At 66.3% G+C, this 22,361-nt stretch carries 17 protein-coding genes and 1 pseudogene; 13 read left to right on the top strand and 5 right to left on the bottom strand.

The features are described from left to right. Positions 1-172: 172 nt before the first annotated feature. Positions 173-1,369: a 4-hydroxybenzoate 3-monooxygenase gene (locus tag M3M54_RS08945; protein WP_249018694.1), complete on the bottom strand. Its 1,197-nt coding sequence runs from the start codon at positions 1,367-1,369 to the stop codon at positions 173-175. 67 nt (positions 1,370-1,436) lie between these two features. Between M3M54_RS08945 and M3M54_RS16940 the strand changes: the two are divergent. Continuing rightward, positions 1,437-2,253, top strand: a pseudogene (locus tag M3M54_RS16940) (FadR/GntR family transcriptional regulator). A 20-nt stretch (positions 2,254-2,273) separates the two neighbouring features. On the opposite strand, the gene M3M54_RS08935 reads toward M3M54_RS16940, so the two are convergent. After that, positions 2,274-3,548 (bottom strand): phenylacetate--CoA ligase family protein, encoded by a 1,275-nt coding sequence (locus M3M54_RS08935; protein WP_249018692.1) that lies wholly within the window; start codon positions 3,546-3,548, stop codon positions 2,274-2,276. A 298-nt stretch (positions 3,549-3,846) separates the two neighbouring features. Between M3M54_RS08935 and M3M54_RS08930 the strand changes: the two genes are divergently transcribed. Continuing rightward, positions 3,847-4,308: a MarR family winged helix-turn-helix transcriptional regulator gene (locus tag M3M54_RS08930; RefSeq protein WP_249018691.1), complete on the top strand. Its 462-nt coding sequence runs from the start codon at positions 3,847-3,849 to the stop codon at positions 4,306-4,308. 68 nt (positions 4,309-4,376) lie between these two features. On the opposite strand, the gene M3M54_RS08925 is transcribed toward M3M54_RS08930, so the two are convergent. The 3 genes from M3M54_RS08925 to M3M54_RS08915 are packed head-to-tail and all read right to left on the bottom strand — an operon-like array spanning position 4,377 to position 6,645. Then, positions 4,377-5,252, bottom strand: a complete 876-nt coding sequence (locus tag M3M54_RS08925; protein WP_249018690.1) for an amidohydrolase family protein — start codon at positions 5,250-5,252, stop codon at positions 4,377-4,379. Beyond that, positions 5,249-6,181 carry an SDR family NAD(P)-dependent oxidoreductase gene (locus M3M54_RS08920; protein WP_305883073.1) on the bottom strand — a complete coding sequence of 311 codons (933 nt, stop codon included), beginning with the start codon at positions 6,179-6,181 and terminating at the stop codon, positions 5,249-5,251. The genes M3M54_RS08925 and M3M54_RS08920 overlap by 4 nt, the downstream gene beginning before the upstream one ends. Beyond that, on the bottom strand, positions 6,178-6,645 hold the full coding sequence (locus M3M54_RS08915) for a MaoC family dehydratase (protein ID WP_249018689.1): 468 nt from the start codon (positions 6,643-6,645) through the stop codon (positions 6,178-6,180). Before M3M54_RS08915 ends, M3M54_RS08920 begins: the two co-directional genes overlap by 4 nt. A gap of 89 nt (positions 6,646-6,734) precedes the next feature. Here M3M54_RS08915 and M3M54_RS08910 point away from each other — a divergent pair, with 89 nt between their 5' ends. The 11 genes from M3M54_RS08910 (at position 6,735) to M3M54_RS08860 (ending at position 22,357) form a co-directional block, all read left to right on the top strand. Further along, entirely contained in the window at positions 6,735-8,339 is a 1,605-nt protein-coding gene (locus tag M3M54_RS08910) for a class I adenylate-forming enzyme family protein (RefSeq protein WP_249018688.1), read from the top strand. Between the two features lie 341 nt (positions 8,340-8,680). Then, a complete protein-coding gene (locus M3M54_RS08905) occupies positions 8,681-10,312 on the top strand; it encodes an ABC transporter substrate-binding protein (RefSeq protein WP_249018687.1) in 1,632 nt (543 codons plus the stop codon). Positions 10,313-10,405: 93 nt separating this feature from the next. Continuing rightward, entirely contained in the window at positions 10,406-11,344 is a 939-nt protein-coding gene (locus M3M54_RS08900; protein WP_249018686.1) for an ABC transporter permease, read from the top strand. Then, complete coding sequence (locus M3M54_RS08895; protein WP_249018685.1) at positions 11,341-13,308, top strand: dipeptide/oligopeptide/nickel ABC transporter permease/ATP-binding protein; 1,968 nt, start codon at positions 11,341-11,343, stop codon at positions 13,306-13,308. Before M3M54_RS08900 ends, M3M54_RS08895 begins: the two co-directional genes overlap by 4 nt. Next, positions 13,305-14,312, top strand: a complete 1,008-nt coding sequence (locus M3M54_RS08890; RefSeq protein WP_249018684.1) for an oligopeptide/dipeptide ABC transporter ATP-binding protein — start codon at positions 13,305-13,307, stop codon at positions 14,310-14,312. The genes M3M54_RS08895 and M3M54_RS08890 overlap by 4 nt, the downstream gene beginning before the upstream one ends. A gap of 32 nt (positions 14,313-14,344) precedes the next feature. After that, the gene (locus M3M54_RS08885; RefSeq protein WP_249018683.1) at positions 14,345-15,487 is read left to right on the top strand and encodes a CapA family protein; all 1,143 of its coding nucleotides are present in this window, start codon (positions 14,345-14,347) and stop codon (positions 15,485-15,487) included. Next, a complete protein-coding gene (locus tag M3M54_RS08880; protein ID WP_249018682.1) occupies positions 15,487-16,731 on the top strand; it encodes a CaiB/BaiF CoA-transferase family protein in 1,245 nt (414 codons plus the stop codon). The genes M3M54_RS08885 and M3M54_RS08880 overlap by 1 nt, the downstream gene beginning before the upstream one ends. 18 nt (positions 16,732-16,749) lie before the next feature. After that, entirely contained in the window at positions 16,750-18,459 is a 1,710-nt protein-coding gene (locus M3M54_RS08875; protein WP_249018681.1) for a CocE/NonD family hydrolase, read from the top strand. Further along, on the top strand, positions 18,449-19,885 hold the full coding sequence (locus M3M54_RS08870; protein ID WP_249018680.1) for an alpha/beta hydrolase domain-containing protein: 1,437 nt from the start codon (positions 18,449-18,451) through the stop codon (positions 19,883-19,885). The genes M3M54_RS08875 and M3M54_RS08870 overlap by 11 nt, the downstream gene beginning before the upstream one ends. Next, positions 19,885-21,081, top strand: coding sequence for a 2-hydroxyacyl-CoA dehydratase family protein (locus M3M54_RS08865; RefSeq protein ID WP_249018679.1), 1,197 nt, complete (start codon positions 19,885-19,887; stop codon positions 21,079-21,081). Before M3M54_RS08870 ends, M3M54_RS08865 begins: the two co-directional genes overlap by 1 nt. Beyond that, positions 21,074-22,357 carry a 2-hydroxyacyl-CoA dehydratase family protein gene (locus tag M3M54_RS08860; protein WP_249018678.1) on the top strand — a complete coding sequence of 428 codons (1,284 nt, stop codon included), beginning with the start codon at positions 21,074-21,076 and terminating at the stop codon, positions 22,355-22,357. Before M3M54_RS08865 ends, M3M54_RS08860 begins: the two co-directional genes overlap by 8 nt. The last annotated feature ends 4 nt before the right edge of the window (positions 22,358-22,361 follow it).

Below are 22,361 nucleotides of genomic sequence, written 5' to 3'. Positions count from 1 at the left end.
CCTTGATTGTCACCGTCTTTGGCTCACGACGATCCACGCGGCCGGTCATAGCTGGATCATATGTCTTGGCGCCGCTCGGCGATTGCCGTAGATCGTTTTCCTGGCTTCGGTCTCGGGGGGCTTGTCGCGTCGGAGAAGGCGACCGTAAGCGTGGTTTGTCTGGCTCGGTGGCTCAGACGACCGCGAGAGCCTCATCCGTCGGCCGTGGCCAGCCGGTGTAGGCCTCTGCCAAGTAGCGTCGCCCGGCCTCGGATTCGACGACGGAGCTGAGTTCGCCGTGCTGGCGTAGACGATCAAACTCGCTGGCGTCGGGTGTGCGGTGCAGCATCTGCGTCATCCACCAGGAGAAGTGCTGTGCCTTCCAGATCCTGGGCAGCACGTCCTGCTCGTAGCGATTGATTGCCGTTGCGTTGCCGTCCAGCAGCAGCGCTCGCAGCGCACGCGCGAGCACGAGCACGTCCGCGACCGCGAGGTTCATGCCCTTGGCTCCGGTCGGTGGGACGGTGTGGGCGGCATCCCCGACAAGCGCGACATGGCCGCGGTGCAAGCTGCTGGCCACGAAGCTGCGGAATCGCAGTACGTCCCGCTGAAAGATCGGGCCGGTGCTCAGCGGGTGGGGGGCCACGCGGCGCTGAAGCTCCTCCCAGACAAGATCGTCACTCATCGCCTCCGGGTCGAGTTCGGGGTCGCACTGCAGGTACATGCGCTGCACGGTGGGGCTTCGCTGGCTGATCAGCGCGAAGCCGTGCTCGGAGTTGCTGTAGATCAACTCCGCCGCGCTGGGCGGTGCTTCGCAGAGGATCCCGAACCATGCGAACGGGTACTCGCGGAAGTGGCCGCTCGTGGCCGAGCCGGTCACCGCTTTCCTAACGGCGCTGTGGGAGCCGTCGGCTCCCACGACGAAGTCACATTCGAGGCGGAGCTCGGAACCGTCCGTGTCTGTGGCGCGCACCTGCGGCCGGTCGCCGTCATGGACCGCGGTGACCGTTACGCCGAAGCGGATGTCCTGGCCCTGCTCGAGCCGCGTGCTCAGGAGGTCCTTGAGGACCTCATGCTGGGGATACAGCCAGACGCCATGACCCGTCAGACCCATGAAGTCGACGCGGTGGCCCTCACCGTTGAAGCGCAGCTCAATCCCGTCGTGACGTGCACCGTCCCGAAGCACCCGGGTCGATGCTCCCGTCTCCGTTAGGAGGCGCACTGTGTCGGCCTCAAGGATGCCGGCGCGGACTGTCGTCTCGATCTGATCGCGTGAGCGGCATTCAAGCACCGTGGACTCGATCTCCGCCAGTGCGAGCAGATGCGACAGCAGCAGGCCAGCCGGGCCGGCCCCCACGATCACCACGCGTGCTTGATCAGCCCGTGCCACGTGACCGATCGTACCCGCGTGTGCACCTGCAGGTCAAGCTTTACACAAAGAACGCTCTAATGCGCACATGGGCAGAAACACGAGGCCCATGGCGAGCTGGCTGCGAACCGAGCTTGCTATAGAAAAGATCACTCTTTATGGTTGCCCAATGCAACGCCTCCCGAGGCAACGCTCACGCCTCACGATCGACGAGGTCGCGCGACTGGTCGAGAATGAGATCCATGCACGCTCTCTGGCCCCGGGCTCGAGGCTCGGGACCGAGACTGAGCTTGCGGCGCGGTACGGCGCATCACGGCCGGCGGTTCGGGAAGCGGTGCGCCTACTGGTGGCGGCGAACCTGGTGCGGGCGAGTCGTGGTCCCGGGGGTGGCGTGTTTGTCGCCCATGTCCCTGCGGGCGGACTGGCGCGCACGGTCGGCGGCGCTCTCGAGACGATGTTGCGGGCGGGTATCACCAGTCTGAGCGAGCTGCTCGAGGCTCGCATGCTGATCGAGGTCCCGCTGGCGGGCTTGGCGGCGGTGCGCGCGGACCCCGAAACTGTCGAGCGTTTGCGGCAGTGCCTCGCGGCGGGGGCTCGCCAGTCCGGTGACGTGTCTGCGCTGCGCGCCGCAGACGTGTGCTTCCACGACGCTGGCCGAAGCTGCCGGCAACCAGGTTGCCGGTGCGCTCGTGGCTTGGTCTTACCTTGTGCTCGAACCAGAGCTCGATGCCGTGATCGCGCCGGCTGTCGTCGATGCCATCCTGCTCGAGCAGCACCGGCACATATTCGCGGCGGTCCAGGCGCGCAGCTCCCGGCGTGCGGAGGCTGCGATGCTCAGCCACCTACGCTACATCGGTGATGTGCTTGAGACGGTGGCCCCGGTTAGGTCAGCCCCCTGTCGCTGAACTGCTGTGAGCCGGGTCAGTCAGGCGCCAGAGCGTTGCGCCGGCTGGAGGCGCCGCGTCTTCGGTCGTGTATCGCGAAGCGTCCCGGGCATTACAGCCACGACGTTAATCGACAGCCCGAGCCTGTCACGCGCCAGATCCTGGATTCGCGAAACCCGCGCAGGTTCGGTCATTTCGACCAGGACGGTGATTTCGTCGCTATCGCTGGGGTGCAGAATCGCCGCAGCTGCCTGGCTGGTCCGGTCAGGCCGACGTATCCGGTAGCCACCGAGCACGCCGACCTCGCGCAGGATGGCCTCGACTGCGGACGGGAAGATGTTCATCCCGTTGACCACCACCAGATCGTCTGTCCGCCCCACGATCCCTCTGGGGAGCCAGATGTGCTCGTGCCCGGCGGGGCACGCGCCACCAACTTCGACGATGTCACCGCTGCGGAAACGAATGAGCGGATAGCCGGTTCGCAGCAGCGCCGTCAGAACCATCTCCCCCTGATCACCGGGCGCAGTCTCTGCGTCCGTGCGGGGATCGACGACCTCGCAGATGAAGTCGTCCTCGTTCACGTGCAGGCCCCCGCCAGCGGCGCATGGATAGGTAAATACCCCGACTTCGGTTGAGCCGGCGTGATCGAGGACGCGCGCTCCCCAAGCAGTCTCGATCCGGCCGCGGGCCGCTGCGATCGAAGCGCCTGGCTCCCCTTGGCAGATCACCGTGTGGACTGACTCGAAGGCAGCCTCAAGCCCAGAGCGCTGCGCCTCTTCAGTTAGCACGATGGCGTAGGACGGGGTGCAGATGACGGCTGTGGTTTCCAGCTGGGCCATCGTGATCAGCCGCTCGCGCGCACCGAGCCCCCCGAGCGGGATGGGCAGCGCCCCGATCTCCTCTACGCCGGCCACGGCCGCCCAGAACTGGAGGTATGGGCCGAATGCGAACGGCAGCGCGACGCGATCTCCGCTGCCGATGCCGGCATGGTGCAGCACAAGCGCAAACTGAGCTCGGGTGTGGAGCCAGTCCTCATCGGTTTGCGGCACCCTCAGCTGGTCACCCACGGTGCCACTGGTCACATGCACGCGGGTGTAGCGCTCGAGCTGATAGCTGATGTTGGTCCCGAACGGCGGTTGCGACGTTTGGTCGGTCAAAAGCTCCGACCTCAAGGTCAGCGGAAGCGAGCGGAGCTGCTCGCGAGTCTCGATCGAGGCATGTAGCAAGCGCTCGCGCTGAAATGAGTTGGCGTGTGCCACGCGCTCGATCAGCTGACCGAGGCGCTCGAGCTGCACGTCCAGACGCCTTCCGCTCATCTACGCATTTTAGAAGGAGGCGAACGAGGATTCCGCTGTCAGCAGGCGTTGAGACAAGCGCTCAGTCGGCTGATGGCCTTTCGCTCTGGCGCGGTGCGCGGGCGACGATTGCCTGGTCGGCGGGCGATCCCGGTGCGTCGTGCGCGCCGGACTGGCCATTGGGTCGGGGTGGCAAAGCCCGACCCGGTGTCGAAGACGAGCGAGCGATGGGTGCGGATGGCGCTTGGGCCGGCTGCTCAAGCCGCAGCAGCAGGGCGGCCCGCGGTCAGAACGTCCGGCTGTCGGATAGGGTGTAGCGATGGCAGCGACCGTGCAGAAGCCGCCGACCGAGGTTTCTCTGGTCTACATGATCGGCCGGATAGACCACGCGGTCCGGCGGGCCATGCGGGATGTGCTGGCTCCGTGGGAGCTGAGCGTGCCGGAGTTCACGGCGCTTTCGATCCTGCGACGGCGCCCCGGTCTGTCCAATGCTCAGATGGCTCGTCGCACGTTGGTCACGCCGCAGTCGATGATTGAGATCCTGGCCAGGCTCGAGAGCCGCCAGCTGGTGGCTCGTACCAGTGACCCCAACCACGGCCGGATCCTGCGCTCACTGCTGACGGCCCAAGGTGAGCTGGTGGTGAGCGCCGCGCAGGCCGAGATTGACGTTCTCCAGGACGCGTTGCTTGACGGCCTGAGCGACGGTGAGCGGGAACTGGTCCTAGGCGCCATGTTCACGGCGATGCAGCGACTGCGGGCCTCCCACCGCGCTCGCAGCTGAAGCCACGCGTGTCCGAGAGCGGGCGCTCCGGCAGGTGGCCCGCTGGCCACCCGCCGGGCAGCGCTGTGTCAGCTGCCGTCCAGTCCTAGCAGCCGGGTTGCATTCTGCTTGAGCACAAGCGGCCTGACCTCATCCTTGATCGGCAGCTCGGCGAACTCCTTGAGCCACCGGTCTGGGGTGATCAGCGGGTAGTCGGAGCCGAACAGCATCTTGTGCTTGAGCTGCGTGTTGGTGTAGCGGATCAGGATCTCCGGGAAATACTTCGGCGCCCAGCCGGAGAGGTCGATGTAGACGTTGGGCTTGTGCACGGCGATCGCCAGCGCCTCCTCCTGCCAGGGGAAGGAGGGGTGTGCGAGGATGATCTTCAGCTCCGGGAAGTCAGCGGCGACATCGTCAACCAGCATCGGGTTTGAGTACTTCAGGCGGATGCCGCCACCGCCGGGCATGCCCGCGCCGATGCCGGTCGTGCCGGAGTGAAACAGGGCGATCAGGCCGGCCTCGGCGATCACCTCATACAGCGGGTAGAACTCGGTGTCGTTGGGCGAGAAGCGCTGCGTGTTGGGGTGAAACTTGAAGCCCCGCACGCCGGCGGCGATGAGCTCGCGCGCCTCGCGCACGCCCAGCTTGCCTTTGTGCGGGTCGATGCTGGCAAACGGGATGAGCACGTCCGGGTTGGCGCTGGCGACCTCCAGAACCTCCTGGTTGCCGAGCCGCCTGCGTCCCATGCCCGCTTCGTCGTCGACGTTGAAGATGACCGCGAGCATGTTGCGCTCGCGGTAGTAGTCGGCCACCTCCTGGGCGGTGGGCTGCGGCGGATGGCCGCCGAAGTAGGCGGCTGCCGCCTCCAGCACCTGGGCGGTGACGGGATCCTGTGGCTCGCCCGCGTTGCGCTCGGCGTGGACGTGGATGTCGATGGCTGTGATCTGCTCGAGGTTCGGAATCATGCTCCCGCCTCCGGCTGGAGGTGCAGTGGTGGCAGCGTCACGCCGGAGGGCTGGCGGTGGGCGGCAAACGACGATGCCCAAGCCTGCCCGATAGCCTCCGCGTTCCAGCCGCCGTCGCGCAGCTGGTGAAGCAGCTCCCCGGAGTGCGCGTAAAGCGTGAGCCGGTCGCCGCCGATACCGATCGCCTGCCCGTTGATGTCGGCAGCGGCTTCGGAAGCGAGAAAGACGACAAGCGGCGCGCACTCCTCTGGCCAGCCGATGGCGTGCTCGCGTCGGACCTCGGCAGGAAACGCCTCACCGGCGGCGGCCGGCCCCACGAGCGGCTCGTAGATCGGGATCGTCGCCGTCATCTGCGTCCAGGCCGTCGGGATCACCGCGTTGGCGGTGATGCGGTCCCGCGCGAGCTCCATCGACCACACGCGTGCGAACGTGACGATGCCGGACTTGGCGGCCGCGTAGTTGGTCTGGCCGAAGTTGCCGAACTCGCCCGCGGGCGATCCTATGACGATGATCCGCCCGCCCTCGCCCTGCTCGCGCATCCGGATCGCTGCGGCACGCGCACACGTGAATGTGCCGCGCAGGTGCGTCTCGATCACCAAGTCGAAGTCCTCGTCGGACATCTTCCAGAGCACCCGGTCGCGCAGCACTCCTGCGTTGGTGACGAGGATGTCCAGGCGGCCGAACGTGGCCACCGCACGGTCAACGAGTGCCTGGGCGACGGCGCTCGGGCCAACCGCGCCGACCTCGGCTACGGCGCGGCCGCCAGCGGCTGTGACCAGCGCGACGGTCTCCGTGGCGGCCTGTGCGTTGAGGTCGTTGACCACCACGGCGGCGCCGGCCTGGGCCAGCGCAACCGCGTAGGCTCGGCCCAGGCCCTGGCCGCTGCCGGTGACGATCGCTACCTTGCCATCCAGCGTCAGGCCGCTCATGCGTAGAACCTCACAACCGACTCGGCCACCACGGCGGGGCGCTCCGCGTTCTGTACCTCCATCGTCGCGGTCATATGCACCTCAACCCCGCCTCTGATCTGCGCTGCGGCGGTGATCTCGGCGACGCCGCGGTAGCGGGCGCCCACCTTCAGCGGCCCTGGGAAGCGGACCTTGTTCAGCCCGTAGTTGATGCTCGTGGCGGCGTCTGCGACAGACAGCAGCTGGGTGACAGGTGCCAGCAGCGCGAGCGAGAGGAAGCCATGCGCGATGGTGCCGCCGAACTGGGTGTCGCGCGCCCGCAGCGGATCCACGTGGATGAAGTTGTGATCGCCGGTGAGCTCCGCGAACTCATCCACGAGATCCTGGGTCATCTCCGACCATTCGGTCGGACCCAGCGTGCGCCCGACGCTCTGCTTGAGCCCTGCCATATCGGTTGTGTATCCAGTCGTGTCGACGCTGGCCATGCTTCTCTCCTGTCTCTCTAGTGCTTGCGTGCGTGAGTGGTGCGTATGAATCTTGAATATCAGGTAACCGAATGTTACCGTTGCGTCAAATGAGGGTCGGAGAGCCCACTGCGCCCAGAAGTCCGAGCGGTGACCTGGCCTGGCCGCTGCGCCGCGCGGCCGCCCTGCACGGGGACGCGCTCGCGGTCATCGACGGGCCGGCCCGTGTCAGCTACCGTGAGCTCGCCGCTCGCGTCGCCGCGCTCGGCGGCTCGCTGGCGGGCCTCGGCGTGCCCGACGGCGGCCGCGTCGGGTTTCTCGGCGTAAACTCGCTTCCGCATCTGGAGTGCTGGTTCGCGGTGCCGTCGGCCGGCCGTGTTCTCGTGGACCTCAACTTCCGCCTGGCGGAGGCTGAGCTCGAGTTCATCATCAACGACTGCGGCGTGCAGGTGCTGTTTGCCGACAGCGAGCGCCTGGGGGTTGCCGCAACGCTGCGCCAGCGCTGCCCGAGCCTTCAGCGGGTGGTGCTTGTTGACGGTGAAGCGGGCGGAGAGCAGCTCCCCTACGGTGAGCTGATTGAGCATGAGCCGCTCGCCTACGTCCCGCGATCCGGCGATGAGCTGGCCGGGATCTGCTACACGGGCGGCACCACCGGCAAGCCCAAGGGGGTGATGCTCAGCCACGAGAACCTGCTGGCCAACGCACGGCACAACCTGATCGTCACCGGGCATGCTCATGAGGACCGCTGGCTACACGTCTCGCCGATGTTCCACGTCGCCGGAACCGCCAACGTCTTTGCCTGCACCTGGGCGGGGAGCGTGCAGGTGATAGCCCCGCGCTTTGAGGCGCGGTTGCTTATTGAGCTCGTGCGGCGCGAGTCGGTCACGCACTGCGTGCTGGTACCGACGATGCTCGCGATGCTGATGGATGAGCTGAGTCGCGACACGGGCGGAGGCCTGCCGTCGATCCGTCACATCCAGTATGCCGCCTCCCCCATCACCCCGGCCCTTCAGCGCCAGGTGCTCGAGTACTTCAGCTGCGACATCGTCCAGCTGTATGGGATGACGGAGGCAGCACCTTCCGTCACGCGGCTCTCCGACGTCGATCACCGCCGCGGGCTCGCCGGAGACTCCGCCTACGCCAAGCGCCTGGCCTCCGTGGGCACGCCGATCATGGGGGTGGAGGTTGCCGTCAGGGGTACGGGCGGGGAGTGGCTGCCGGCCGGTGAGGTGGGCGAGCTGTGCGTGCGCGGGCCCAACGTGATGCTGGGCTACTGGAACCGCGAGCACGAAACCGCCACCGCGCTCCGGGACGGCTGGTATCACACCGGCGATGCCTGCTGGATGGATGAGCAGGGCTACGTCTTCCTCGTGGACCGGCTCAAGGACATGATCGTCACCGGCGGGGAGAACGTCTACAGCATCGAAGTCGAGTCGGCGCTGGCCGAGCATCCGGCGGTCTTGGAAGCCGCAGTCTTCGGGATACCGGACCCGCGCTGGGGGGAGGCTGTGCACGCTGTCGTCAGTGTTCATCCCGGCGCCGAGCCGAGCGCCGAGGCGCTGATCGAGCACTGCCGCAGTCTGATCGCCGGCTACAAGATTCCCCGCTCGATCGACATCCTGCACGAGCCGCTGCCCAAATCCGGGCCCGGCAAGATCCTCAAGAGCAAGCTGCGCGAGCCCTACTGGGCGGGCCGGAGCCGGCGCATCAACTGATACGTCGGCTCGCCGACAGCCGGTTCGTTCATCTGGCTCGGCGGCCCACGTGACAGCTTGCCTGGAGCTTGCAGAGCGCCTACTGGCCCTCCATAGATTGCGGTCATCGTGTCTGTGATCGGTTGGTCCACCACGGCCATCGGCCGGTTTGCTGTGGTTGACCAAAAGAGTGCCCAGCGTCGACCGTGCTTCCAGTTCGACGCCTTGGCCTCAAGCCGAAATAGAGGCCGATCGCTGGGCCGACCTTGACAGCACGATCCTGAGGGCCTAGGCTAATATCAGGTAGCCGAATAGATGGCTAGGTTGGCGACCATCGGTACCAGAGGAGAAGAGGAGAGAATATGTCGCTGTTTGTTGCAAAGACGCGTCACGGCGGGCGTCCGCTCGCCGCAGCCGGACGGTCTGTGATTTACGGGGTGAGCGCGACCGCTGTCATCGGGTTGTTGGCCGGGTGCGGCTCGAGCGCCGCATCCGCAGCGCGCGTGAGGACAAGCCACCGCGCCAAGGTGGCAAACGGCGGCGACTTGGCCGTGCAATTCGCTGGCCCGCCGATCAGCCTGAACCCGGCGCTCGGCGGTAACGGCGGATCCGCCGTGTACACCGCGCTTGCGTACGACCCGCTGATCTACCTGAGCAGCCGTGGAAAGTTCCTGCCCGATCTGGCGACCTCCTGGAGGTATGTCCGCAAGGGTCACAAGGCCTTCGAACTTACGCTGCGCCGCGGCGTGAAGTTCACCGACGGCACCGCGATGACGGCCAAGGACGTCGTCGCGTCGATGAAGTACTTCCTCAGGGCCGGAGGCGGCTTGGTCGGAGGTGTTGGTGACATCACCTCGATCACCGCGCCCAGCGCTTACAAGGTCCTCGTCAGGTGGAAGACTGCCAATCCGGATGCCGTAGGCACGATGGACCAGTTCTACGGGATCGGCCAGATCATCGGTCCCAAGGGTCTCGCCCATCCGAGCTCGCTGCTGACGAGCAGCGATGGCACCGGGCAGTACATCTATGACAATGGCGCTTCAACCACAAACAGCGTCTACACCTACAAACGCAACCCGCACTACTTCAACCCGTCGGCTCAGCACTTCAGCCAGATCCAGGTCAAGGTGATCGGCGACCCGACGTCCGTGCTCTCAGCGATGCAGACCAATGAGGTCCAGTTCGCCAGCGGGGCTCCGACCACGCTCGCCGCAGCCAAGGCCGCTGGTCTGCGGATCTACAAGGAGCCGTTTTTCCAGTGGGAACTCATCGTCCCGTGGCGCAAGAACATCGTGCCCGCCCTGGACAAGCTCAAGGTGCGAGAGGCGATCGCCTACGCCCTGAACCGTCCTGCGCTCGCCAGGGCGCTCGGCGCAGCGATCACCAGCCCGGCTACGGAGGTGGCGATGCCGCAGGCGGACGGCTACGTCAAGGGTGCTGGCTGGACCTACAACCTGGCCAAGGCGAAGGCCCTGATGAAGCAGGCCGGCTATCCGCATGGCTTCACCGTGCCGGTGCTGGCGGAGTCGCTGATCGACCCCAACACAACCACCGCTCAGGCGCTCACTCAGAATCTGACGGACATCGGCATCAAGACCAAAATGACCGTGATCTCGACCGGAATCGGGCAGTTTATCGCTGCGGCACAGACCGGCAAGTACGGGATCGTGGTCTTTCCGGGCGCCGGTGTCGACATGTACCAGGTGGCCCAGCAGATCCTGACACCGGGCGTCTTCAACCCGGCGCACCTGCCCACGCCGCCCGCGATCGCGTCTACGCTCGCCAAGGCCTACGCAAGCTCCGGTGCGGCGCAGACCAGGCTTTACCAGAAGGTCGATAGGCAGCTGGATTCGTTGGCCAGCTGGATTCCCGGCGTCCTCGCGCTCTCGCCGAACTACGTCTCGCCGAAGCTCGTGAACGTCACTGAGTCGTTCCTGGATCCCAACCCGATTCCGGTCGGCCCCACGTCCGCTACGTCTTGGGCGATGAAGTAGGAGATTCCGCAGAGCAGGTCCAGTAGTCAAGACTCCAGCGTGAGGCATGAGGTGAGAGGCGGCAGGAGAGACAGGGTTCCCGGGTTCTGGCTGATGAGGATCGTCGGCTTCCGTGCGATCACGGCGATCCCGCTCATCCTGCTCGTCTCCTTCATCATCTTCGCGCTGGAGTCGCTCGTCCCCGGCAACCCGGCCGAGACGATCCTGGGTCAGAACGCCACGCCCCAGAATGTGGCAGCTTTGGACAGGCAACTGGGCCTCAACAAGCCCCTGCTTGTCGGTTTCTGGAACTGGCTCGACGGCGTCCTGCACGGGCACCTTGGCACTTCGGTGATCAGCGGTGAGAGTGTCGGAACGCTCCTCAGCGCCCGCCTGCCGGTGACGCTATCACTCGTGGTCCTCAGCGTAATTGTGAGCGCGATCGTGGGGACCGCCCTCGGACTTGCGAGCGCTCGCCGCGGCGGGTGGGTCGGCCGCCTCCTTGATGTTGTCTCGCTCACGGGCCTGGCGCTACCGAGCTTCTGGGTGGGGACCATGCTCGTGGCAGTCTTCGCCGTGAAGATCAGGATCTTTCCGGCCACTGGTTATGAGGCTTTCGGACAGTCCCCGACCGGTTGGATCGTGCACCTGATCCTGCCCGTCGCCGCTCTCAGCCTGCTCGGGGTAGCGTCGGTCGCCAAGCAGTCTCGTGACGCCATTTTGAGCGCGCTTGAGGCCGACTACATCGCGATGCTGCGAGGCAACGGTATGAGCGAGCGGGAGATCATGTTCAAGCACGTCCTGCGCAACGCGGCGATGCCGATCGTGACCGTCCTAGGCGTGGTCGCGATCGGCACCCTCGGCGGCACGGTCTTTGTAGAGAGCGTCTTTGTGCTGCCCGGGTTGGGCAGCCTGGCGACACAGTCAACGGTGGACCATGACCTGCCGGTGATTCTTGGGATCGGCCTTTACTTCACGATCATCGTGGTCGTCATCAACCTGCTGGTTGACATCACCTACGGGCTCCTGAACCCCAGAGCGAAGACGACATGAGCGTGGCCACGCCCGCAGTGCTCGAGAACGAGGCCGATGCAGCAGCGTCGGTCTCGGCGGTGGCCCCTAAAGGAATCCTCCGTACGATCGTCACTTCCAAGCGGGGTGCGAGCGCCCTCGTCTATCTGGTGCTGATCTTCCTGGCCTGCGAGTTGGCGGGGGTGCTGACCTCCGGTGGTCCCAACGTCCAGAACCTCTTGGCCGTCAATCAGGGACCCTCCATTCACCATCTGCTTGGAACCGACGAGCTCGGGCGGGACCTCCTCACCCGCATTCTGTACGGTGGGCGCTCGAGCCTGGTTGGGATCGCGGAGGCGCTCGGGGCGTTGCTGATCATCTCGATTCCGCTTGGTGTGATCGCAGGCTACGTAGGCGGGCTCACCGACAGGATCATCACCCGAGGTGCGGACCTGGTGATGTCGATCCCGGTCATCATCATCCTGCTGGCAGTGCTCGCCATCTTTGGGCACAGCATGACCACGGCGATGATCGCCTTTGGTGTGCTCGGCTCGGCCGGTGTGACGCGCGTGGTTCGCAGCGCGGCGCTCGCCGCCCGCTCGGAGGCGTTCATCGACGCGGCGAAGGTGATCGGCGTGCGGCGTACCGACATCATCTTCCGCCACGTCCTGCCGCAGTGCCGGGGTGTGATCGTGGTGCAGGCAGCGCTTTTCGCCGCGATCGCGCTCGGTGTTCAGACCGGGCTTACGTTTCTCTCGCTCGGGCCGGCGCCGCCCGCCCCGACGTGGGGTGGTATGGTCGCCGACGCTGTCTCGCAGTTCTACGTTGCGCCCTGGCAGCTGGTCCCGTCCGGGGTTGTCATCGCGCTCACTGTGATCGCCTTCGGCGTACTCGGAGACGTGGTGCGTGACGCCATCGCCGACTCGCATTCGGCCGGCGTGGCTGGGGGCAGGCACAGGGTGCGCCGGCGCCCAGATTCCCCCCGGGCAGGGGCGGCGCCTGAAGGCGCTCTGCTGGCGGCCACCGGCCTCAGCGTGGCCGTCGGGGCCGACAGTGCGCAGACTTTCCTGATCAAGGAAGTGTCCCTCCATGTCGGTTTCGGTGAGGCCCTTGGGATCGTGGGAGAGTCAGGCAGCGGCAAGTCGATCACGATGAAGGCGATCGCTGGTCTTCTGCCGGCTGGCGTGGCCGTTACTGAAGGAGCGGTGTGGTTCGAGGGGACGGAGCTCACCACCGGCGGTGCAGACGCGTACCGCTCGGTGCGGGGTCGCGGCGTCTCGATCGTCACGCAGGAGCCCATGCGCGCCCTTGACCCTTCCTACCGCGTCGGGCGCCTGCTCGCCGACCTCGTCAGGTCACTGGACGGCTGCACCCGGGCGCAGGCGCGCGAGTGCGCGATCGAGTTGCTCGGGCGAGTTCAGATCTTGGATCCCGAGGACGTGGCGCAGCGCTACCCGCATGAGATCTCAGGCGGGATGGCCCAGCGGGTCGCCATCGCAATGGCACTTGCCGGCAAGCCGCGGCTGCTGATCGCTGATGAGCCGACCACGGCCCTGGACGTCACGGTTCAGGCGGAGATCTTGGATTTGTTGCGGAGGCTGCAGCAGGACACCGGGATGGCGCTGATCTTGGTCAGTCACGACCTCGGCGTGGTCTCGGAGATCTGCGACCGGGTCTGCGTCATGTACGCAGGAGAGGTCGTCGAGGTCGCGCAGGCCTCCGAGCTGTTCGACCAGCCGATGCACCCATATACGCGCGCGCTGATGAGCGCCAACCCCGGCTCGTGGCAGGGCGGGCAGCTCAGCACGATCCCAGGGATGGTACCGAGCCCTCAGGACTGGCCTGTCGGGTGCCACTTTGCCCCACGTTGCGGCTACGCGACGGATGCATGCGTCCGCGAGCCGATCATCCTGCGGCAGGTTACGGCGACTGATCAGGCTCGCTGTGTGCGCGCTGAGGTGCTGTCTGCGGAGCTCTCGCGGACCCCTACTGAGGTGAGGCAGTGAGCGAGCCCCTGCTGAGCGTCGAAGGGCTGGTCGTCGACTACCAGCTCCCACGAGGGCAGCTGCGGCGGGCCCTGGACGACGTGAGCTTCAACGTGCTTGCGGGACAGACGGTAGGGCTGGTTGGTGAGTCCGGATCCGGAAAGTCGACGATCGCCCGGGCGATCGTCGGCCTCGCGCCCATCACGGCCGGAACTGTCACGCTCGGCGGAGGGGCGGCCGCGGCACCGCGCCAAAGCGTGCAGATGGTGTTTCAAGACCCATACAGCTCGCTGGATCCGACCAAGACGATCGGCTACAGCGTCGCCGAGCCACTGCGCGTGCACCACGGTCGTGAGCTGGGAGCCCAGGAGGTGCGCGCACGGACCGAGCAGATGCTCGAGTCGGTTGGGATTCAAGCGTCGGCGGCGAAGCTTTATCCCGCACAATTCTCCGGCGGACAGCGCCAGCGGATTGCCATCGCGCGTGCCCTGATCGTCAAGCCCAAGCTGGTGATCTGCGACGAGGCGCTCTCGGCGCTGGATCTCTCGGTCCAGGCTCAGATCATCAACCTGCTCGTGCAGTTGCGCGAGACTCATGGGATCAGCTATCTCTTCATCTCCCACGACCTCAGCGTGGTCGAGATGCTATGCGATGAGGTCGTCGTCCTTTATCGGGGGCGCATCGCCGAGACAGGGCCGGCCAGGGCGGTGAGCAACCGGCCGCGGCATCCCTACACGCGCGGCCTGGTGGCCGCGGTGCCGGAGATCGATCCCGTCGCTCGGGCGGCATCGAGGGCTACGCGCGAGCGTCTGCGCAAGCCTGTAGCGCCGGCGCCACCGCTTGAAGACAGCTGCCAGTACCGGCATCGCTGCGTCTTCGCGACCGAGCAGTGCGAGCAGAGCCGGCCGGCTCTGCGTCTCACCGATGGTCCGACGCTCGTGGCCTGCCACCGCTACGAGGAGGTCGCGCGCGACCTCGACGAAAAAGCAGAATCAGAGATTCCAGCGATGACGCCGCAGTCATGAGTGCGGTCTGACTACCCGAAGGCGGTGAGAAGGTGAGCGCACGCATCCTAATTGTGGGTGACTTGATTCTGGACGAGCCAGACCCGGACTCTTTCTTTGCGCCCAGCGCGCCTCGGCTCTGCACCGGCGACGTGGTGATAGGCCAGGTGGAGGTCCCGCACTCGACGCGCGGGCGCCTGCAGAGCACCGACGTACCAGCGCCGCCGGCGCGGCCTGAGCATCTCGAGGCACTCCCCAAGGCCGGTTTCAACGTGGCCACCCTGGCCGGCAACCACCTCGCTGATCAGGGTGCCGATGCGATCGAGGACACGATCACCAAGCTTCGCGAGCTTGGCATCCACACCACCGGCGCCGGCATGACCCTCCGGGAGGCTCGAGAACCGGCCCGCATCGCCGCCGGAGGCGTCTCGGTCGCGGTCTTCAGCTACAACTGCGTAGGTCCAAAGGACGGATGGGCGCGTGCCTCAAAGCCCGGCTGCGCCTATGTGAACGTGCTCACCCACTACGAGCTGGATCACGCATCGCCCGGCGGTCCGCCGACTATCTACACCTTCGCCGCCCCAGAGAGCGTAGCTGAGCTGCGCGTTGATCTCGCCGCCGTGCGACCTACGGTGGACATCGTTGTGGTCGCTCTGCATAAGGGCATCGGCCACGTGCGCAGCCAGATCGCGATGTATGAGCGCGACCTCTCGCATGCTGTGATCGACGCAGGTGCCGACATCGTCGTGGGGCACCACGCTCACATCATGCGCGGGATCGAGATCTACCGGGGCCGGCCGATCTATCACGGGCTAGGCAACTTCGTGACCGTCACCAGTGCGCTCTCGCCCACTGACAGCCACACGCCGGAGGCCCGTGCCTGGGCGCTCCGCCGCGAGCAGCTCTACGGGTTCCGGCCCGATCCGAAGATGCCCACATACCCCTTCAACCCAGAGAGCCGCAACACGATCATCGCCGACTGTGAGGTGGACGCCGACGGGTCTCTGAGCCCGGGCCTGATCCCGTGCTGGATTGACGATGATGCGCGACCGGTGCCCCTGGGTCGCGAGGAGGGGCAGCGCGTGGTCGACTACGTGCGCACCATCGGCGAAGAGGCCGGCTTGGCCACCGAGTTTGAATGGGACGGGGAGCGGGTGCGTGTTTGGCCCGCGGCGGGCGCTGGGGAGCGGGAGTGATGGCGGCTTCACAGAACGGGTACCCGCTTGAGGGCGTTAGGGTGATCGATCTGACACGAGCGCTGGCGGGGCCCTTCTGCACGCTGATCCTCGGCGGGCTGGGTGCCGACGTCATCAAGGTTGAGGACCCTCGCGGTGGCGACATCTCTCGCGGCAACGCTCCCTACATCGGTCCCAACGGGCTAACGCTCGCTGCCACCTCGCCCGAGGACATCTCGTTGGCGGCGCTCACGCGTCTGCGCGGCAAGCGCAGCGTCACCCTCAACCTCAAGCATCCAGAGGCAAAGGAGGTGTTCGCCGATCTGGTGCGCAACGCCGACGTGGTGGTGGAGAACTTCACGAGCGGCACGGCGGACCGGCTGGGTGTGGGCTACGAGGCGGCGTCTGCCGCCAACCCGCAGATCGTTTACTGCGCCATCAGCGGATTCGGTGCCGACGCCGACCCGGGCGTGCGGGCAATGGACACGATCATTCAGGCGCTCAGCGGGACCATGCTGACAAGCGGTGGTCCCGAGGATCCGCCTATCAGGGTGGGTGTGCCGATCGCGGACGTGATGACACCGGTGTGGGCGATCGTGGGGATTCTGTCCGCTCTTCAGCATCGCCAACGCACAGGCGTGGGCGAGTTCGTCGATGTCTCGATGCTGGGCGTCGTCACATCGCTGGTCGCCACTGAGGACTGGCAGGCGCTCCAGGACCTCGGCCAACCGCTGCGCACCGGCCCCACGCTGCCTCGGCTGGCGCCGTTCGGGGTGTACCGCTGTGCGGACGGATGGTTCGCGATGGTTGCGCCCCAAGACCGGCTGGTGCAGGGCCTGGTGGAGGTCATGGGTCGTCCCGAGCTGCTCGAAGATGAGCGCTTTCAAACTCGGGATGCGCGTGTCCTGCATGACGCGGAGCTGACCATGGAGATCGAGTCCTGGGCAGCGAGCCTGCCTGCAGAGGAGGTCGCTGCTCGCCTGGCTGCAAAGGGAGTGCCGGTGGCGCCGATCCGCACGCCGATCGAGGCTGTCAGCGATCCACGTGTCGACGCGCGAAAGGAGACACGACCGGTGCAGCATCCCGTGCTGGGTGACATCCCGCACCTGCGCACCGCAGGTGTGCCGATCCGCATGCGCAATGCCCACGTCGGCTTTGAACGACTGGCGCCGCGCCTTGGTGAGCACACCGAGGAGATCTTCGCGGGTCTGCTCGGCTACGACGAGCAGCGTATTCAGGGGCTGCGTGACGCCGGCGTCATCTGAGAACGACAAGGAGTCTGCATGAGCACAACAGCACGACGATCCTCGCCTGGACACTACGAGGGCTACTCCGAGCGCCTGTACGACTCCTGGCAGCGAAGCTCCTTCTACGTGGCTGTGCGAGACGGTACAAGGCTCGCAGTTGATCTCTACCGGCCGGTGGCAGACGGAGTGCCGAGCGAGCGGCCTCACCCGGTGCTCTGGATCCACACCGCCTACCAGCGCAGTGTGCTTGGTCCGGACGGCAGCTTGCAACTGCCGGCCAGTGGCTACATGCCGACACTCGACCTGACACTCTACGGCTACGTGCTGGCTGTTGTGGACACGCGGGGGAAGGGTGCTTCCTTCGGCTTTCGCCGCGGCATGCAGGACAGCACTGAGGGACGCGACGCCTACGACATGACCGAGTGGTTCGCTGCGCAGCCGTGGTGTGACGGCAACGTTGGGATGCTGGGCTGCTCGTACTTGGGAGGCAGCCAGGACAACGCCGCGATCACAACTCCGCCGAGCCTGAAGGCGATCTTCCCAGGGGCAACGCCCTTCAACCGCTACGACTCAATCTGCCGTGGCGGGCTGCTCGCGCAGTTTCACACAAGGCCCGAGGACCCCCGTGATGAGGGCGTCGACAGTCTGCCGGTCGACGATGATCCAGACGGCGTGATGCTCGCGGCGGCTCGCGCCGAGCATCGGGGCAACTCGATCATGGCCGAGATCTGGCGGGACATACCGTTTCGTGACGACCGCTCAAAGCCGCTCGGCAGCCGCTTCTGGGAGGAGTGCAGCCTCAGCACGTACCGCAACGCGGTGGAGATGCACGGCCCGGTTATGTACCGCTGGACCGGTTGGCGGGACGAGTTCACCGCCGATCAGTTTGTCGCGCTGGCGAACCTGCGCAACGTGGTCAAGGTCTTCATCGGCTCCGACACGCACTGCCAGAGCCCGGACTTTGACATGTTCGCCGAGCACCTGCGCTTCTTCGACCGCTATCTGAAGGGCGTCCAGAACGGTATCGACACTGAGGACCCCGTCTACTACTACACCTACAACGCCGAGCCAGGGCAAAGCTGGTCAAGCAGCCCGACCTGGCCGGTTCCCGGGATGCGGCCACAGCGATGGTTCCTCGATGCAGACCGGCTGGCGCTGGCGCCTATGCACTCGAAGCGGGCCGCCCGGCGATCCTTCGAGGTCGACTACTCCGTAATTACGTGGGAACCGTTGACCCCATTCTGGCCAGAGTCCCAGCACGGCCACGGCGTTAGCTTCGAGACTGCGCCTTTCGAGCGGGACATGCGACTGACCGGGCACTCGGTCGTGTCTTTGTGGCTCTCATCCACGCAGCCCGATGGTGACAACTTCGCCTATCTGGAGGAGATCGAGCCCGGCGGCGAGGTCCACCTGCGCGCCCACGGCCGCCTGCGCTCCAGTCACCGCAGGTTGGGTACGCCGCCCTATGACTACCTGGGCCTGCCGTGGCACCGCAGCTTCCGCGAGGACTATCTACCGCTTGTGCCCGGTGAGCCCGAGGAGCACGTCTTCGACCTGCTGCCGACGTCGACGATTGTGTGCCGAGGATCCCGGCTGCGTCTGGTGGTGACCGGCGCCGACCCCCGTCAGCGCACGCATCTGCCTTTCGACGAGCCTCCGATGGTGACCGTGCACACGGGCGGTCGGATGGCCTCCTACATCGAGCTTCCCGTGGTACCGGCGCAAGGGGCAAGCGATGCTGAGTGAGGTCAGCGCGGTCCCATATGCCTCGGCCGCCGAAGTCTACTGCCCGTTCTACCTGCCCGACACCACAGCTGCGACACGCTTCGAACAGGCCGGCTATCTGATGGAGGAGTACTTCCTACGTGGCGAGGGCGATCTCTACGCCTCCGGTGGGCACGCTCCGCGGCTGCTGCGCAGCGGCCTGCCCTTTGTGACACGTGCGCTTGTGGCGCGTCCGCAGCGGCCCAGTGACTTCTCCGGGGTTGTGCATCTGAATGCGACCCACCCGTTCCTCGGCCTGGTCCAGTGGGAGTATCTCGCCGAGCTGTGTCTCGACACCGGCGACGCCTACATCGCCGTGGGCACGGGCACCGACGCGCTCTCGCGCGGCCGCTCCACGGCCGATTACCCCGTGTCGGCTACGCCCGTCATGCGATGGTTCAACTCGAGCCGCTATGCCCCTTTGGTCTGGCCCGAGGACGACGGCATCCGATGGACCATATTCGCCGATGTGGCGGCGCTGCTGCGCGCCCCCGAGCGTCCGATGCTCTCCGGGCTTGAGATCAAGCGGGTCTACGCCTCCGGCTGGTCCTTCCTCGGCAGCTTCATGCGGACGTTCATCAACGAGGGATTTCACGACAGCATGCGCCGGGCTGACGGCGGCCCGCTGATAGACGGCTACGTGATCGGCATCTCGAGCCCATGGCAGGGCGGCGGCTACCTGGAGATTAACTCTGGCGTGCCGCCTGCGCCTGTCGGCCACCAGCGCCGGCGGTTGCGGGCGATTGACGTCCCGGTGATTGAGTTCCTCAGCCAGAACGAGGGCGAGCGCAACATCGGGTCGCAGGCGCCGGACGTAGATGAGGGACCGGGGCGCCACCGTCTGTATGAGGTCGCCGGCACCACGCACACAGACCTCGGTGTCGTGGTGCCCCGCACGGGCATGATCCAGCTCGGACAGCGTAGTCACCCGTTCGCGCTTCCAGAGCCGCCGCGTCGGTTCGCCAGCTCAGACGTTCCGTTGCGCCGACTGTTCTCAGCGACGATGGCAAACCTCGACCGCTGGACGACGGAGAGCGAGGCGCCTCCCGCGAGCGCTCGCTTGCGCTTTGATGCCGCCTTGGAGGTGGCGCGTGACGAGTTCGGCAACCCCCTTGGCGGCGTCAGGTCTGTTCAGCTCGATCTGCCGCTGGCGCGGTACGGGCGTGCCCCCGCCGAACACGCTGAGGACAACGCAACCCACTTCCTGCCGATGTACAGGATCCCACTGCGCCGCGAGCAGCTCGCGCGCCTGTATCCGGGAGGCCGTGAGGAATATCTGAGGCGGGCTGGTGAGGTGCTCGAACGGATGATCTCCGGGCGCTGGCTTCGTCGTGCTGACATGCACAGCTACAGCGCTGAGATCACCGACGCAGCTGCCGCGGCGTTTGCCGTGACGGAGCGGGGCTAATGCCAGACGACCACGCTTGGTTGGGTCAGCTGGGTGTCGCCTATGACTCGCCCGAGGTGATCGCCGAGCGCTGGCGAGCGGGCGGTGGCAAGGTTGTGGGGATTTTTGGACGGTACGCCCCACGCGAGCTGGTGACAGCTGTGGGGATGCTGCCGGTCCCGCTGGATCCAGTTGGACTCGTCGGAGCGGACGGCCGCAGCGATTCAGCGGCGCCACCCGGGTTGCGCGGTGAGCTCTCGTCAGACGCGTTCGGGCTGGTTGCCGCGTTGCTTGACGGGCGTCTGGGCTGGATCGACGCTCTTCTGATCGGCCGTGACAGCGAGGCGCACACAAAGCTCTTCTACGTTCTGCGCGAGATGGCAGCTGACGCGGAGTTCGGTGCACTCTTACCGCCGCTTGCCTTCAGCGATGTGCTGCGACTGCCGCTACGTACCTCGGCTGTGTACAACCGCATCCGTCTACGTGAGCTTGCGGCGGTGCTCGCTCAGTGGGCCGAGCGCGAGTTCGACCCCGTCGCTGTGCGTCAGGCGATCACGGAGGATGTGCTGATAACGCATCAGCTCCGTAGCCTCAGGCGTCTACGCGCGGAGGGCCGTATCACGGCCACCGAGGCGCTGATAGCCGACGTGGGCGTGCGCACGCTCCCGGGAGCCGATGCCCGGTCTGCGCTGGCGGCCATGCTAGCGGCGCGCAGCCGACCGGCGGAGGGGCACCCGCCGGCGTTGCCGGGTCCGTGCGTCTTCATCACCGGCTCCGGGCCCGTCACCCAGGTCTACTCGGTGCTTGAGGAATCCGGCCTGGTCCTCGTCGGCGACGACCACGAGTCGGACGGGGAGCCCCCCGGTCCCGACGGCGAGCCGGCCGGTCTGTCTAGCCGCGACCCTATCGACTGGCTGGCCGACCACTGTCAGTTCAGCACGATCGGCGCCGCTCGCGCCGGGCTCGACCGTGTGCGTCATGTTGCTCGTCGCGTCACAGAAACCCATGCCGCTGGTGTTCTGCAGCTTATATTGCCCGAAGATGAGGCATCCGGCTGGGAGCTGGCCGAGCTGGTGGCACTACTGCCGGACACCCCAGTGATCTCGGTCGAGCTTGCCGCTGAAGGTGAGTGGGGTCAGCAGCTTCGGGATGCCGCCGCGGCGCTACGTGCACGGATCAGTCGCCCTGGTTCCGGAGGTGAGGTGCTACATGTCTGAGGAACGCGGCATCCGACGTCGGCCGGAGCTTTCCTGCACGGCTGAGTTCTCCCGTTACCAGCGGGAGTGGTTCAGCGAGCTGCGCGTGCGTGTCGGCGACGGTGAGCCCTTTGCGGTGCTCAGTGCCGATTCTCCGCATGAGATCTATCGCGCGATGGACATCCCGTATGTCGTCGTGCAGTGGTGGTCATCGCTGATTGCCGCCAAGCAGCTCGGCCCTCGCTATCTCGACGCGCTCGAGCAGGCCGGCTATCCGACCAAGCACGAGCAGTACAACTCGCTGCCGCTCGGAGAGCTGCTGGCCGGCGATCCGCAGACCGCACCCTGGGGTGGCCTGCCGAGGCCCACAATCCTGCAGGCCTCGCCATCCAGCGACTCGATGCGCCAGCTGTTCGAGCTCTGGGCCCGCCACTCAGGGGCCACCTTTCTGCCGGTCGAGCGCAGCGTCGATACGCGGATGCGCGTGCCTGCGCAGTGGTGGGAGGAGCTGCCGGACAGGTGGGAGAGCTTTCTGCCGAGGGAGCGCCTGGATCTGCTGAGCGATGAGCTCAAGGGCTTGGTACGCGTGCTTGAGACGCTCACCGGAAGGCGCTTCTCGGAAAGCCGCTTTACCGAGGTGATGCACTTGGCCAACGAACAGGCCGAGCACAACCGCGCGACCCGTGATCTGGTCGCCGGGACGAGACCCGCACCGGTAAGCGCGGCCGAGACCATGCCGGCTGTGATGATTCCCCAGTGGCACCGGGGGAGCGCATGGGCGCGCGATGCGGCGCAGCTGCTGCGAGAGGAGGTGCAGCAGCGGGTCGACGCCGGACAGGCCGCGCACCGGGGTGAGAAGCTGCGTCTCATGTGGTTGGGGCGTGGGCTGTGGTCGAGCCTAGGGCTCTACCAGCACTTTCAGGAGACCTATGACGCCGTCTTTGTCTGGTCGATGTACCTGGGCCTAGCGGCGGACGGCTACCTGCGCTACTTCGACGGCCGCGACCCTCTGCGCGCCCTGGCGGCACGCTTTGTCCCGGTGGGTGAGGAGCTGCGGATGCCGACTTGGTCCAGCGCCTGGCACCTCAAGGAGGCCCGGCTGCACGCGATTGATGGTGTCATCAGCCTGGGTGAGGATGACTTCTTCAGTGTGCGCAGGCTGGAGGCGGCCGGGATCCCCGTGCTCACGATCCGCGCCAACAACGTCGATCGCCGCACCTGGAGCGAGGAGGATCTGATCGAGCAGATAGGCCGGTTCATCGAGGTGCGTGTGCTTCCGGCACGCGACTCGCGGTGAAAGC

This window comes from Conexibacter sp. S30A1 (assembly GCF_023330665.1).
Classification (GTDB): Bacteria; Actinomycetota; Thermoleophilia; order Solirubrobacterales; family Solirubrobacteraceae; genus Palsa-465.
This window is presented reverse-complemented; position numbering and strand designations above follow the sequence as displayed.